Here is a 14,999-nt window from a genome sequence, read left to right as displayed (position 1 = left end):
AGCTGAACTCATAACATAAGGCGCCGAAAAGAAACTATTCCGCCGCGATGCCCATGCGCATGCGTTCCATCTCCTCCAGCGCACGCCGGTATTCGACCGGCATGACCTTGCGGAATTTCGGCCGGAACTCGACCCAGTGGTCGAGAATTTCCTTGGCGCGTGGGCTACCCGTATAGTGCAGGTGGTTCGAGATCAGCTGGTAGAGCCGCTCGTCGTCGTGGCGCGTCATGTCGCCCGACACGTCCACCCTGCCCTTGTGCATCAGGTCGCCACCGTGATGGTGCAACTTCTCCAGCATGTCGTCCTCTTCCGGAACCGGCTCGAGCTCGACCATCGCCATGTTGCAGCGTTTCGGGAAATCGTCGCTTTCGTCCAGCACATAGGCGACACCGCCCGACATGCCGGCTGCGAAGTTGCGGCCGGTTTCACCGAGCACGACGACGACACCGCCCGTCATGTATTCACAGCCATGGTCGCCCACGCCCTCGACAACCGCGACGGCACCGGAGTTGCGCACCGCGAAGCGTTCACCGGCGACGCCGTTGAAATAGCATTCACCGGAGATCGCACCGTAAAGCACCGTATTGCCGACAATGATCGATTTTGCCGCGACGATCTTCGACCCTTCCGGCGGACGCACGACGATGCGGCCACCCGACAGGCCCTTGCCGACATAGTCGTTGCCGTCACCGATCAGCTCGAAGCTGATGCCACGCGCCAGGAAGGCGCCGAACGACTGGCCGGCCGTGCCGCGCAGCTTGACGGAGATCGTATCGTCCTTCAGGCCCTTGTGCTTGTAGCGCTTGGCGACTTCACCCGACAGCATGGCACCGGCCGAACGGTCGACGTTCTTGATATCGACCTCGATCGAAACCGGGGTCTTGGAGTCGAGCGCAGGCTTGGCCGCCTCGATCAGCTTGCGGTCGAGGATATCGTGGATCGGATGATTCTGCTTTTCGGTCCAGTAGGTCTTTTCCTTCGGCGCATCGACCTTGTGGAAGATGCGGCTGAAGTCGAGGCCATTGGCTTTCCAGTGCGAGATCATCGCATCCTTTTCGAGCAATTCGGAAAGCCCGATAATGTCGTCGAACTTGGCGAAGCCCAGCGATGCCAGGATTTCGCGCACTTCCTCGGCAACGAAGAAGAAGTAGTTGACGACGTGCTCGGGCGCACCCTTGAAGCGCTTGCGCAGGACCGGATCCTGCGTCGCCACGCCCACCGGACAGGTGTTGAGATGGCACTTGCGCATCATGATGCAGCCGGCGGCAATCAGCGGCGCGGTGGCGAAGCCGAACTCGTCGGCACCCAGCAGCGCCCCGATGATGACGTCGCGACCGGTCTTCAGGCCGCCGTCCACCTGCAGGGCGATGCGCGAGCGAAGGCCGTTCAGCACCAGCGTCTGATGGGTTTCGGCAAGGCCGATTTCCCAAGGGCTGCCGGCATGCTTGAGCGAAGTCAGCGGCGAAGCGCCGGTGCCGCCGTCATAACCGGAGACGGTGATATGATCGGCGCGCGCCTTGGCGACGCCGGCGGCAACCGTGCCCACCCCGACTTCGGAGACGAGCTTGACCGAGATATCCGCCGCCGGGTTGACGTTCTTCAGGTCGTAGATCAGCTGCGCCAGATCCTCGATCGAATAGATGTCATGGTGTGGCGGCGGCGAGATCAGGCCGACGCCGGGGGTCGAATGCCGGGTCTTGGCGACGGTCGCATCGACCTTGTGCCCGGGCAACTGGCCGCCTTCGCCGGGCTTGGCACCCTGCGCGACCTTGATCTGCAGCATGTCGGCGTTGACCAGATATTCGGTCGTGACGCCGAAACGGCCGGAGGCCACCTGCTTGATGGCCGAACGCTCGGGGTTTGGCGAACCGTCGTAAAGCGGGAAGTAGCGATCGGATTCTTCCCCGCCTTCACCGGTGTTGGACTTGCCGCCGATGCTGTTCATGGCGATGGCGAGCGTCGTATGCGCCTCGCGGCTGATCGAGCCGAAGGACATGGCGCCAGTCGAGAAGCGCTTGACGATGTTGGTGGCCGGCTCGACCTCGTCGATCGAGATCGGCTTGCGGCCAAGCGCTTCGACACCCTTGATCGAGAACAGGCCGCGAATGGTGTTCATGCGCAGCGAGGCACCGTTCACCATCTCGGCGAATTCGCGGTAGCGATCCACGGCATTGCCGCGAACTGCGTGCTGCAGTGAGGCAATCGCATCCGGCGACCATGCATGATCTTCGCCGCGCATGCGGTAGGCATATTCGCCGCCGATATCCAGCGTGTTCTTGAGCAGCGGATCTGCACCGAAGGCCGACTGGTGGCGCTTGAAGGTTTCCTCGGCAATTTCCGTCAAACCGATGCCTTCGATCTGCGTCGCCGTACCGAAGAAGTAGCGATCGATCAGTTCTGAGTTCAGGCCGATGGCGTCGAAGATCTGGCCGCCGCAATAGGACTGGTAAGTCGAGATGCCCATCTTGGACATGACCTTGAGGATGCCCTTTCCGACAGCCTTGATGTAGCGATAGACGACCTCGCTGCCATCGACTTCCTTCGGGAACTCGCCACGCTTGTGCATGTCGGTCAGCGTGTCGAAAGCGAGATAGGGGTTGATCGCCTCGGCGCCATAGCCGGCGAGAAGGCAGAAATGATGCACTTCGCGCGGCTCGCCGGTTTCGACGACGAGACCGACGGAGGTGCGAAGACCCTTGCGGATCAGATGATGGTGAACGGCGGCGGTGGCGAGCAGCGCCGGGATCGCCACGCGGTCCGGGCCGATCTGGCGATCGGACAGGACGATGATGTTGTAGCCGCCCTTGACGGCTGCTTCCGCCCGTTCGCACAGCCGGTCGAGAATTTCGGGCATGCCTTCGGCGCCACGGGCGACATCATAGGTGAAGTCGAGCGTCTTGGTATCGAAACGGTCTTCCGTATGACCGATGGAGCGGATCTTTTCGAGATCGCCATTGGTCAGGATCGGCTGGCGCACCTCGAGCCGCTTGGCGTGAGCCATGCCGGCATGATCGAGAAGGTTCGGGCGCGGACCGATGAAGGAGACGAGGCTCATCACCAGCTCTTCGCGGATCGGGTCGATCGGCGGGTTGGTCACCTGCGCGAAGTTCTGCTTGAAATAGGTGTAGAGCAGTTTGGTCTTGTCCGACATGGCCGAAATCGGCGTATCGGTGCCCATGGAACCGATCGCTTCCTGGCCGGTCGTCGCCATCGGCGACATCAGGATCTTGGTGTCTTCGACCGAGTAGCCGAAAGCCTGCTGGCGATCGAGCAGCGAGACGTCACGGCGCAGCGCGCGGGGCTCGACCGGCTTCAGGTCTTCCAGGATGAGCTGGGTGTTGTCCAGCCACTGGCGATAGGGATGCTGGGCCGCCAGCGAAGACTTCACGTCCTCGTCGGAGATGATGCAGCCCTTTTCCATGTCGATCAGCAGCATCTTGCCCGGCTGCAGGCGCCACTTCTTGACAATGCTCTCTTCCTTGACCGGCAGCGTGCCGGCTTCGGACGCAAGGATGATGCGGTCGTCGTCGGTGACGAGATAGCGGGCAGGACGCAGGCCGTTGCGGTCGAGCGTCGCGCCGATCTGCTTGCCATCGGTGAAACAGACGGCTGCCGGACCATCCCACGGCTCCATCAGGGCGGCGTGATACTCGTAGAACGCCTTGCGCTCGGGGTTCATCAGCTGGTTGCCGGCCCAGGCTTCCGGGATCAGCATCATCACCGCATGCGCGAGCGAGTAGCCACCCTGGACGAGGAATTCCAGCGCGTTGTCGAAACAGGCCGTGTCCGACTGGCCCTCATAGGAGATCGGCCAGAGCTTGGAAATATCGTCGCCGAACAGCGGCGAGGAGACCGACGCCTGGCGTGCCGCCATCCAGTTGACATTGGCGCGCAGCGTGTTGATTTCGCCGTTATGCGCGACCATGCGGTAGGGATGCGCCAGCTTCCAGGACGGGAAGGTGTTGGTCGAGAACCGCTGATGCACGAGGGCAACCGCGGTTTCGAAGCGCGGGTCGGCCAGATCCTTGAAATAGGCGGCCACCTGATACGCCAGGAACATGCCCTTGTAGACGATGGTCTTCGACGACAGCGAGACCGGGTAGAAGCCGGTTTCGGCGCCCTTGAACGCATCGTAGATGCGGTTGGAAATAACCTTGCGTAGCGTGAACAGGCGGCGCTCGAATTCCGCATTGGTCGCGGCGTCACGGCCGGCGCCGATGAAGACCTGGATATGGCGCGGCTCGGTCGCTGCGATATCAGGCGCCTTCGACAGTGAGGCATTGTCGACCGGAACATCGCGGAAGCCGAGCAGGGCCTGACCTTCCTCGGCCACGACATCGGTGATCACCTGCTTGAAATGGGCGATCTGGTCTTCGTCCTGCGGCATGAACATGTAGCCGACGGCATAGTCGCCCGCCTTGGGCAGGGTGACGCCTTGGGCCGCCATTTCCTCGCGGAAGAAACGGTCGGGGATCTGTACGAGGATACCCGCGCCGTCGCCCATGAGGGGATCGGCGCCGACAGCGCCGCGATGCGTCAGGTTTTCAAGGATGAACAGGCCGTCCTTGACGATCTGGTGCGACTTCTGTCCCTTCATATGCGCGACGAAGCCGACACCGCAGGCGTCATGTTCGTTCGCCGGGTCGTAGAGACCCTGTTTCTTCGGCAGGCCCGGAAATGCGGTAGTTTTCTCAACTGTCGCCATTTGGCGCGCATCGTTGAGCCCAGTCATGGTGGATGGCGTAAAGTCCGTCATCGTCGTCCCTCCTGTTAACCCGGTTTTGCCGGGTACGTCCGCAGTCCAGACAGGCTTTCGCGGGCAAGAGTCCCGTCGAGGCCGGCACCGGCATTATCGTCGCATGATCCTGATCCGGTCGCAAATGAAGCATTGACTGCATCAGGCAGAGAAGGTCCGCGACCATCGCGACGGCTCCGGTGCCATGGACATAGGCGTCCGGCGCAGCTTGCAGTCGTCCGCCGGGGGCCGCGTTTCGCGGGCTTTCCGGCTCTTTCCGGTCTTGGGACCGAAATAGGACAGCAAGACTGTCCTATTTCATGGGTTCTATGCCAGAAAGCTCATAAGACTGCAAGACCACCGACACAAAATAATCGGGGAGATTTTGCTGAACATTGCGGTTAATTGCGTATTTTTGTAATTTTCTTTCAAGAACTGCTCGTTTTCTTTGATTTGGTTTCAAACTGGTCTGAGATTGTCCTTATATCCATTTGTGGGCATTGATTGCCGCGACAGCATCCGTATGGTCGGCTTCAAAGACCAAAAAGGGTGTTCCGCCCGCCACACCACAGGATCGCATCGATGATTTTTTCTTCCGACAATTGGGCGGGCGCCCATCCCGTGATTGCCGAAAGCCTAGTCAAGGCGGCCGGCGGTTTTGCCTCCGCCTATGGCACCAGCGATCTCGACAAGAAGGTCGGCAACACACTGTCCGAAGTGTTCGAGCGCGAAGTCGCCGTCTTCTTTGTCGCGACGGGAACGGCCGCCAATTCGCTGGCGCTTGCCAGCGCCAATTGCCCGGGCGGCCATGTGTTCTGCCACCGGGAGGCACATGTCTATGTCGACGAGTGTGGCGCTCCGGAATTCTTCTCCCACGGCGCCAAGCTTTCCGCTGTCGACGGAACGCTCGGCAAGATGCGACCGGATCTTCTGGAAAAACAAATCCGACATTCGCGCGGCGGCGGCGTGCATGGCGGCCAGCCGATGGCGATCACCATGACGCAGGCAACCGAGGCTGGTACGGTCTATAGCCTCGACGAGATCGAGGCGATTGCCGCCATCGCCAAAGCCGAGAAACTGCCGCTCCACATGGATGGCGCCCGCTTCGCCAACGCGCTCGTCACGCTTGGCACGACACCCGCGGACATGACCTGGAAGCGCGGTGTCGATCTGCTTTCCTTCGGCGGCACCAAGAACGGCTGCTGGTGCGCCGAGGCGCTCATCCTGTTCGACATGTCGAAGGCCGAGGAGATGGGCTATCTGCGCAAGCGCTCCGCCCAACTCTTCTCCAAGTCGCGCTTCATCGCCGCCCAGTTCGATGCCTATCTCGAAGACGGTCTCTGGCTCGATCTCGCCCGCCACGCCAATGGTATGGCCAATGAACTCGCCAAGGGCATCGAAGCCTCCAGCACCGCGCGTCTCGCCTGGCCAACCGGCTCCAACGAACTGTTCGTCGTCGTGAAAAAGGAAACGGCTGCCAAGTTGCAAGCACAGGGCGCCGTCTTCTACGACTGGCCGGTGCCGCAGACCCTGACCGATGTCGCCGAAGACGAAGGGCTTTACCGCCTCGTCACCAGCTTTGCGACAACGGCGGATGACGTCAGGCAATTTATTGCGGCTTGCTAAGCGCGGATGACGGGTAAAGGATTGCGACGCCTGATCAAGACAAGAGACACCATGCGCCGCTTTCTGCCCGATACGTTCACGATCCTCCTCGTCCTCACCGTCGTTCTCGCCTCCTTGCTGCCGATTTCCGGTGAACCGGCCGAATGGTTCGGACTGGCTACCAAGATCGCCATCGGGCTGCTGTTCTTCCTGCATGGTGCCCGGCTGTCGCGCGATGTGGTGGTCGCGGGCCTTCTGCACTGGCGGCTGCACCTCGTCATTCTCGGCTCGACCTTCGTCCTTTTTCCGCTGCTCGGTCTCGCCGTCGGGCTGCTGCCATCATCGCTGCTTCCGCCGGCGCTCTATACAGGCATCCTGTTTCTTTGCGTCCTGCCGTCCACGGTTCAATCCTCGATCGCCTTCACCTCGATGGCCGGCGGCAACGTGCCCGCCGCCATCTGCGCCGCGTCGGCGTCCAATATTTTCGGCATGTTCCTGACGCCGCTTCTGGTCGGGCTGCTATTTGCCGCCGGCGGCCATGGCGGCTTTTCCTTCGACGCGCTGGAGCAAATCCTGCTGCAGCTTCTGGCGCCCTTCCTGCTCGGTCAGATTCTGCAGCCATGGATCGGTGGCTTCATCCGCGCCCGCAAGAAGCTGCTGATGCCGGTCGATCGCGGCTCGATCCTGATGGTGGTCTACCTCGCGTTCAGCGAAGCGGTGACCGAGGGGCTCTGGCACACCTTCTCGGTCCGCGACCTCGCCGTGGTCATCATCCTCGATATGGTTCTTTTGGCCATCGTGCTGTTGGCCACCATGTTCGGCAGCCGTTTGCTCGGTTTCTCGAAGGAAGACGAGATCACCATCACCTTCTGCGGATCAAAGAAGAGCCTTGCCAGCGGCGTGCCAATGGCCAACGTCATCTTTGTCGGCCAAAGCATCGGCAGCATCGTGCTGCCGCTGATGCTGTTCCACCAGATCCAGTTGATGGCCTGCGCGGTGATCGCCCAGAAATATGCCGAGCGCGGTCGCAGGCGTGAGGCCGAGGCAGTGGCGGCGTCCTCGCCATAAAAAACGGCGCCCTTCCGGACGCCGTTTCTTCAGGCAGTGATCGATGTCGAACGCTTAGTTGGCGGCAGCTTCGATCTGCGTCGCTTCGATCTGCTTCGGCGCCGACTGGGCTGCGACGATGTCGATCCGGCGCGGCTTGGCGGCTTCCGGAATCTCGCGCAGGAGGTCGATGTGCAGCAGGCCGTTCTTCAGCGAAGCGGACTGGATTTCCACGTGATCGGCGAGCTGGAAGCGGCGCTCGAAGGCGCGCTTGGCAATGCCGCGATACAGGAAATGGCTGTCGGTGCCCTTGTCTTCGCCCTTTTCACCCTTGACGGTCAGCGTATGTTCGCGTGCTTCGATCGAAAGTTCGCTTTCATCGAAGCCGGCAACGGCCATGGTGATCCGGTAGGTGCTCTCGCCGGTCCGCTCGATATTGTAGGGCGGATAGGTCTGCGACTGGTCCGGCTGGCCGAGACTGTCGAGCATGGTGAAGAGACGGTCGAAACCGACGGTGGAACGATAGAGCGGGGAAAAATCAACGTGACGCATGGTGTCCTCTTGTGAGCAACTGTTGTGCGGGTCTGATCCTGTCATCCCTTTAAGCGGCGATGGCAGAACCGGTGAACGAGCCCGGTTTCGGCGCCCGTGACGATGAGATGGGAATTGTTTTTCGCGCCTTCAAGGCCCTGGCAAAACAAGTTGCAGAAGCCTGATTCCTAAACGCAGGATGAACGTCCGGTTCCGGATGCGTTCAGCTTGGCGGGCGTAAAACGTCATTATCGGACCAAGGCAAAGTCCCGGCGGTGAACGTCCCTTCTCCCGCCCGTTTTGCCCTGCTGCCGAGCGACTGTCTCTGGCCGGAAGCGGAACTATCCAGTCCCCCGCCGTTTCCGGCCTTTTTTCTTTGACGCGGCCAGGTGGCCGGCCTATCCCTGAATGGTGACATGGTTTGCACCGTTCCTTAAGAGGAATGGATCAAGGATAGAGTTTCGCCCATCCGGCGTGCCGAAAGCGCAAATTCCTGCCGCCTGCGCGCCGATGCAAAGCCTGCCCGGACACGGACCTTGCCCATGACGCCGATCCTTCACGCGACCCCCGACAATCCGATCCCCGGCAATCATATGGTCGGTTTCTTCGAGGGTGCCGGCGGCACGAAGCTGCGCTATGCGATCTTCAAGTCGAAGGCGACGGTCTCCAAGGGCACGGTCGTCCTGCTTCAGGGACGGAACGAATCGATCGAGAAATATGCCGAGACGATCGGCGAACTGACGGCCCGTGGGCTTTGGGTGGCGACATTCGACTGGCGTGGCCAGGCCGGCTCGGAACGGCTGTTGAAACACCGCCGCCGCGGCCATGTCCGGCGCTTTGCCGATTACGAGCGGGACCTCGCCATCTTCCTTGAGCAGATCGTCCTGCCCGACACCCGCCTGCCCTTCTTCATGCTGGCGCATTCGATGGGCGCCCTGATTGCCCTGTCGCAGGCCCCGCTTCTGGCAAGCCGCATCGATCGGCTGGCTATAACCGCACCCTTCGTCGCACTCGGTGCGCAGAAAGTCGGCCATCGGATGATCGGCATTCTCGCCACCACCTTCACCCTTTTAGGGCTCGGTTCCCTACCCCTGATGCGCGACAAGGGGCCGTTGCCATTTTCGGAGAACCTGCTGACATCGGATAGCCGGCGCTTCGCCCGCAACAAGGCACTGACCGATGCGCATCCGGAACTGGCGCTCGGCCCGCCCAGTGCCCGCTGGCTGCATGAGACGTTCAAGGCGATCAAGCGGATCGCCAGCCATGACCACCTGACCCAGGTCCGGGTGCCGACGATCGTGCTGGCGCCGACGCAGGACAGGCTCGTGCCGCATCTCGCCGTCGAGGCGCTGGCCCGCAACTTCCGCGCCGGCCACATGATCCCGATCGACGGCGCCCGCCACGAACTGTTCCAGGAAGCCGACCACTACCGCGCCCAGGCCATTGCGGCCATCGAGGCCTTCATCCCCGGCAGCGGTAACGAGAACCCGGAACCAGTCAGGGAGATCGCGCTCGCCGACTGATGTCGCGGCTCAACCCTGGAGCAGTGCCAAGGCCTGCGCGTGGAGTTCCGGGCTGCCGGCCGCGATCACATTGCCGCCCATTTCCGCCGGGCCACCGTTCCAGTCGGTCACCACGCCGCCAGCCTGCTCGATCAACGGGATCAGACCGCCGACGTCATAGGCCTTGACGCCGGATTCCAGCACCAGGTCGATATGGCCCGATGCCAGAAGCGCAAAGGCATAACAATCGACGCCGTAGCGCGAGAGACGAACCTTGCCCTCAATGGTTTCGAAGCGGGTCTTGGCGTCGCCGAAATACATGTGCGGCGTCGTCGTGAACATGATCGCATCGGCCAGGTCGATACCCGTACGCGTCGCAATCTGCTTGTTCCCGTCCGGGCCGCGATAGGACGCCGTCTTCCCGTCGGCGAAATAGCGCTCGCCGGTGAAGGGCTGGTCCATGACGCCCATCACCGCGTCGCCCTTGTGATAGAGTCCGATCAGCGTGCCCCAGACCGGCAGGCCGGAGATGAAGGCGCGTGTGCCGTCGATTGGATCGATCACCCAGACATAGTCGCGATCGAGCCCGACATTGCCGAATTCCTCGCCGAGAATGCCATGCTCGGGGAAATCCCGCTCGATCAGCGCGCGGATCGCCGCTTCCGCCGCCCGATCGCCTTCAGTGACAGGATCGAAGCCACCGGCCTCCTTGTTGACGACGCTGGTGCCGGTGCGAAAACGCGGCAGGGTTTCGGCCTTGGCCGCATCGGCGAGGCGGTCAAAAAATTCACGGTCCGGCAGCATGAAACCTCACGAAGATCGGGAAAAGAATCGTTGAATTTGCTTATGGCACATTTTTTTGAAAATGAAGTCTCGGGCGCAGAAAACCATGAAAAATGCCCAAATTCGCGTCCGCGAGATGAGCATGGACCGAGAATCTCGAAGAACGTGCCTCAAAACCTCTAAAATTTGCGCAAAACCGCGCATTTCAGGGCTTTGCGTTGAACCGGCCGAATAGCGCAACGCAGCAATATGGCTAAATTTGGCTTGACATTTGTGCACTGCAATATTAGTTTTTCCCTACAGTCACTCGTGGCTGTAAATACCCTCCTTGGGTGTTTCCTCCCTAGACTTGGCCGCGCCACAAGCGCGGTTTTTTTTGAGCTGGGAAAACGGAAACTCGGCGCGGATCGATTATTCGGCGGCAAGCGGCGTGGGCATCACCACATATTTCTGCACATGCGCGGCAAGGCCGGTCAGGAACAGCCGGATCGCATCGGCGAGCTTGGAAAATTCCGGCTTCTTGAGCAGCGTCGCCTCATCCACATAGAGACCGCGATTGATCTCGATCTGGAGCGCATGCAGACCGCGCGCTGGGCGGCCATAATGCTCGGTGATAAAGCCTCCGGCATAGGGCTTGTTGCGGGCAACGGAGAAGCCGAGATCCTCCAGAAGCGAGACCGCCGCGCGCGACAGGTCGGCGGAAGCGCTGGTCCCGTAGCGATCTCCGACGATGAAATCGGGCCGCTGGCCGCTGCCGGCGATCCGGATATTGCCCGGCATGGAGTGGCAGTCGATCAGCACGGCCAGGCCGAAGCGGACATGGGTGCGGGCGATGAGTTTGCGCAGGCAAGCGTGATAGGGCTTGTAGATGCTCTCGATCCGCTCCAGCGCCTCGGTGACGGATAAGCGGCCGCGATAGATTTCCATGTTTTCCGCCACCAGACGCGGCACCGTTCCGAGACCGCCGGCAACGCGCATGGAACTGATATTGGCATGCGGTGGCAGCGGCCCGTCAAACATGCGGGGGTCGAGCTCATAGGGCTCGCGGTTGACGTCGAGAAAGGCGCGCGGGAAATGCGCCATCAGCAGTGGCGCGCCGAGACCTGTCACGCTATGGAACAGTTCGTCGACGAAATGATCCTCCGACCGGCGGATCGCCATGTCGTCGAGTTTCGTCTGGTTCAGGAAGGACTGGCTGTAGATTCGCCCGCTATGTGGGGAATTGAAGACAAAGGGAATTCGCTGCATTTCCGGCTCGCGAACTTCGAACGGTTCGGTTTCGCTGACGTTCTGCGTCATCGCAGCCCTTTTTTACCATGTCATAATCTTGATGCTTGGTGTATGTTGCCAGCTGGCAGCATCTGTGTCCATAGTCGCGTCCTGCCAGTGACCGGGCTTGGCCCCATCTCTTCGACAGATATCCGGCCTTCACCGGATATTTACCCGCGTGCGGTTTCATGATGGCACCGCAATTCCCGACATCGACACGTAAGGTGCAAACGGCTTAATCCATGAGTCCAAAAATTCTCCTCGCCGAAGACGATAACGACATGCGCCGCTTCCTGGTGAAAGCCCTGGAAAAGGCCGGCTACAAGGTGTTGTCCTTCGACAATGGCGCCAGCGCCTATGACCGGCTACGCGAAGAACCGTTCTCGCTCCTATTGACCGATATCGTCATGCCGGAAATGGACGGCATCGAACTCGCCCGCCGGGCGACGGAACTCGATCCCGACCTCAAGGTCATGTTCATCACCGGCTTCGCCGCCGTCGCGCTCAACCCTGATTCGAAGGCGCCGAAGGATGCAAAGGTCCTGTCGAAGCCCTTCCACCTGCGCGATCTTGTGGACGAAGTGAACAAGATGCTGGCCGCATAGGCCGCGCCGCAAGGGCCGCAAAACTTCCTGTCAAAAAGCCGATAAAAGCCTATTGACGCCCCAGAAGGTTTGTGGTCTATGCGCCGACATCGGATGGGCGTATAGCTCAGCGGGAGAGCACTACGTTGACATCGTAGGGGTCACAGGTTCAATCCCTGTTACGCCCACCATCCAGTTTTAAAAGGCTTTTCGGGAAACCGGAAAGCCTTTTTTGATTCCCTGCCTTTGTCTGAATGGCAGGTTCTCGCGAGGCATCCCTGCAGCAGGGCGAACCGTCCTGCAACGCGGCGTTTGCCCCTCGACCGTTTTTGATCGCAACGGCCGATGTGGCTGGCATTGTCAAATACGGGCAGATTCCTATGTTTGATTTGTCCCGGCAAAGCGTACCATTACAAGGGAACGGATGGAGGACGGCCTGTCGTGAACGAACCGCGCTATGGCCTCAGACAGGAAAAGAACGGAAGCTGGACGATCCTGGACTTGATCACCAGGGTTCCGGCGGCGACAGACGGCCGCGACCTGGCGGGGCTCGACCGGGAAGACGCCGCGGATATCATGGACGTTCTCAACAAGGATTACCTCGAACGCCGCAAAAGCCGACTGGTTTAAATGAAAAGCCCCCCGCCGTTACCGGAGAGGGGACTTTGAAGAATGTTTACGTGATGAAATTGCCGGCCTGCAAAGTGTCCAGCACGGCCACTAGAGAGCGAAACGCCGCATCGCGCATCCCCCAAATGAGGTAAATCGACGCCCATCGTCTCCGAAATCGGAAGCGTGATGAATATTTTCGTTAATCTCAGGAAGATATCACGCGCCGGGGAACCATCCTGCCGCGCCAAAAAACACGAAATATTGTTACGAAAATCGTGACGCGGGCGCAGTTTTGGAGTAGGAACCGCTGCAATTGCGATACCTGTTGCCCATATCCGCCGTTCACCCGACACAGCTCAAGGAAGACGTCCATGCCTGCCTATCGCTCCCGCACCACCACCCACGGCCGCAATATGGCCGGCGCTCGCGGCCTCTGGCGCGCGACGGGCATGAAGGACAGCGACTTCGGCAAGCCCATTATTGCGGTAGTGAACTCGTTTACCCAGTTCGTGCCCGGTCACGTCCACCTCAAGGACCTCGGCCAGCTGGTCGCCCGCGAGATCGAGGCATCCGGCGGCGTCGCCAAGGAATTCAACACCATTGCGGTGGATGACGGCATCGCCATGGGCCATGACGGCATGCTCTATTCGCTGCCCTCGCGCGAACTGATCGCCGACTCGGTCGAATACATGGTCAACGCGCATTGCGCCGACGCGATGGTCTGCATCTCCAATTGCGACAAGATCACCCCCGGCATGCTGATGGCGTCGCTGCGCCTCAACATCCCCGTCATCTTCGTCTCCGGCGGCCCGATGGAAGCCGGCAAGGTCGTGCTGTCCGACGGCAAGATCCACGCGCTCGATCTCGTCGACGCCATGGTCGCCGCCGCCGATGAAAAAATGTCGGACGAGGACGTCCAGACCATCGAGCGCTCCGCTTGCCCGACCTGCGGCTCTTGCTCCGGCATGTTCACCGCCAATTCGATGAACTGTCTGACGGAAGCGCTGGGCCTTTCGTTGCCCGGAAACGGCTCGACGCTCGCTACCCATTCCGACCGCGAAAAGCTGTTCCTGCGCGCCGGCCGCGAGATCGTCGGCCTTGCCAAGCGCTATTACGAGGCCGAGGACGTCACCGCCCTGCCCCGCACCATCGCCTCGAAGAAAGCCTTCGAAAACGCCATGGCGCTCGACATCGCCATGGGCGGCTCGACCAATACCGTGCTGCACATCCTGGCCGCCGCCCATGAAGGCGAAATCGATTTCACCATGGACGATATCGACCGGCTTTCCCGCAAGGTGCCCTGCCTGTCGAAGGTCGCGCCCGCCAAGTCCGACGTTCATATGGAAGACGTCCATCGCGCCGGCGGTATCATGGCGATTCTCGGCGAACTCGACCGCGCCGGTCTTTTGAACACCGACCTGCCGACCGTGCATTCGAAGACCATGGCCGAAGCACTGGCACAATGGGATATCGCCGTCACCGACAATCCGGCAGCGCTCGAACTGTTCAGTGCCGCCCCCGGCGGCGTGCCGACCCAGGTCGCCTTCAGCCAGAGCGCCCGCTGGAAGGAACTCGACTTCGACCGCGAAAAGGGCGTCATCCGTGACGCGCAGCATCCGTTCTCCAAGGATGGCGGTCTCGCCGTCTTGAAGGGCAATATCGCCATCAACGGCTGCATCGTGAAGACGGCCGGCGTCGATGAGAGCATCCTGAAATTCTCCGGCCCCGCCCGCGTCTTCGAAAGCCAGGATTCGTCTGTCAAGGCGATCCTTGCCAACGAGGTCAAGGCCGGCGATGTCGTGGTCATTCGCTATGAAGGTCCGAAGGGTGGCCCGGGCATGCAGGAAATGCTCTATCCAACCAGCTATCTGAAGTCGAAGGGCCTCGGAAAGGCTTGCGCCTTGATCACCGACGGCCGCTTCTCCGGCGGCACCTCGGGCCTGTCGATCGGCCACGTCTCGCCGGAAGCCGCCAATGGCGGCCTGATCGGCATCGTGCGCGAAGGCGACATGATTGACATCGACATCCCCAACCGCACGATCTCGCTGCGCGTCGACGAAACCGAAATCGCCGCCCGGCGCGCCGAGCAGGACGTCAAGGGCTGGAAGCCGGTCGAGCAGCGCAAGCGCAAGGTCACCACGGCGCTCAAGGCCTATGCTGCCTTCGCCACCTCCGCCGATCGTGGCGCGGTGCGTGATCTCGGCGAATAAGAAGGCCTGCAGGCCTTCCCGATAAATTGCGTGGCGTGCCGATTGAAACCGGCACGCCCTTTGTGCATCAGATGGTCAATCGATCGGCATGCGGGTATAATCGGCCCGGCCGATTGAAGCG

10 protein-coding genes and 1 tRNA gene are annotated in these 14,999 nt (G+C 61.0%); 7 read left to right on the top strand and 4 right to left on the bottom strand.

Annotation, left to right across the window (positions count from 1 at the left end; translation table 11 throughout):
• Nucleotides 1–34 precede the first annotated feature (34 nt).
• Entirely contained in the window at nt 35–4,756 is a 4,722-nt protein-coding gene (gene gltB / locus ACST81_RS05495) for a glutamate synthase large subunit (protein WP_438751847.1), read from the bottom strand.
• Between the two features lie 561 nt (nt 4,757–5,317).
• Here gltB and ACST81_RS05490 point away from each other — a divergent pair.
• Nucleotides 5,318–6,361, top strand: a complete 1,044-nt coding sequence (locus ACST81_RS05490; protein ID WP_438751846.1) for a threonine aldolase family protein — start codon at nt 5,318–5,320, stop codon at nt 6,359–6,361.
• A 51-nt stretch (nt 6,362–6,412) separates the two neighbouring features.
• Entirely contained in the window at nt 6,413–7,408 is a 996-nt protein-coding gene (locus ACST81_RS05485; RefSeq protein ID WP_438751845.1) for a bile acid:sodium symporter family protein, read from the top strand.
• A 54-nt stretch (nt 7,409–7,462) separates the two neighbouring features.
• Here ACST81_RS05485 and ACST81_RS05480 read toward each other — a convergent pair whose 3' ends face one another.
• Nucleotides 7,463–7,939 (bottom strand): Hsp20 family protein, encoded by a 477-nt coding sequence (locus tag ACST81_RS05480; RefSeq protein WP_438751844.1) that lies wholly within the window; start codon nt 7,937–7,939, stop codon nt 7,463–7,465.
• 521 nt (nt 7,940–8,460) lie between these two features.
• On the opposite strand from ACST81_RS05480, the gene ACST81_RS05475 reads away from it, so the two are divergent.
• Nucleotides 8,461–9,441: an alpha/beta fold hydrolase gene (locus ACST81_RS05475; RefSeq protein ID WP_438751843.1), complete on the top strand. Its 981-nt coding sequence runs from the start codon at nt 8,461–8,463 to the stop codon at nt 9,439–9,441.
• Nucleotides 9,442–9,450: 9 nt separating this feature from the next.
• Here the strand turns inward: ACST81_RS05475 and hisN are convergent, their stop codons facing one another.
• Together hisN and ACST81_RS05465 are read right to left on the bottom strand one after the other, a co-directional pair.
• Nucleotides 9,451–10,224, bottom strand: a complete 774-nt coding sequence (hisN, locus tag ACST81_RS05470; RefSeq protein ID WP_438751842.1) for a histidinol-phosphatase — start codon at nt 10,222–10,224, stop codon at nt 9,451–9,453.
• Between the two features lie 390 nt (nt 10,225–10,614).
• Entirely contained in the window at nt 10,615–11,502 is an 888-nt protein-coding gene (locus tag ACST81_RS05465) for an N-formylglutamate amidohydrolase (protein WP_438751841.1), read from the bottom strand.
• A gap of 212 nt (nt 11,503–11,714) precedes the next feature.
• On the opposite strand from ACST81_RS05465, the gene cpdR1 reads away from it, so the two are divergent.
• The 4 genes from cpdR1 (at nt 11,715) to ilvD (ending at nt 14,878) form a co-directional block, all read left to right on the top strand.
• The gene (gene cpdR1, locus ACST81_RS05460) at nt 11,715–12,077 is read left to right on the top strand and encodes a response regulator CpdR1 (protein ID WP_018327941.1); all 363 of its coding nucleotides are present in this window, start codon (nt 11,715–11,717) and stop codon (nt 12,075–12,077) included.
• A 95-nt stretch (nt 12,078–12,172) separates the two neighbouring features.
• Nucleotides 12,173–12,247, top strand: a tRNA-Val gene (locus ACST81_RS05455).
• Nucleotides 12,248–12,497: 250 nt separating this feature from the next.
• Nucleotides 12,498–12,686 carry a hypothetical protein gene (locus tag ACST81_RS05450; RefSeq protein WP_438751840.1) on the top strand — a complete coding sequence of 63 codons (189 nt, stop codon included), beginning with the start codon at nt 12,498–12,500 and terminating at the stop codon, nt 12,684–12,686.
• Nucleotides 12,687–13,039: 353 nt separating this feature from the next.
• On the top strand, nt 13,040–14,878 hold the full coding sequence (gene ilvD / locus ACST81_RS05445; protein WP_438751838.1) for a dihydroxy-acid dehydratase: 1,839 nt from the start codon (nt 13,040–13,042) through the stop codon (nt 14,876–14,878).
• The last annotated feature ends 121 nt before the right edge of the window (nt 14,879–14,999 follow it).

The organism is Pararhizobium sp. O133 (assembly GCF_051669845.1).
Classification (GTDB): Bacteria; Pseudomonadota; Alphaproteobacteria; order Rhizobiales; family Rhizobiaceae; genus Pararhizobium.
Note: the sequence above shows the minus strand (reverse complement) of the source record. Positions and strands in the feature narration are given on the sequence as shown.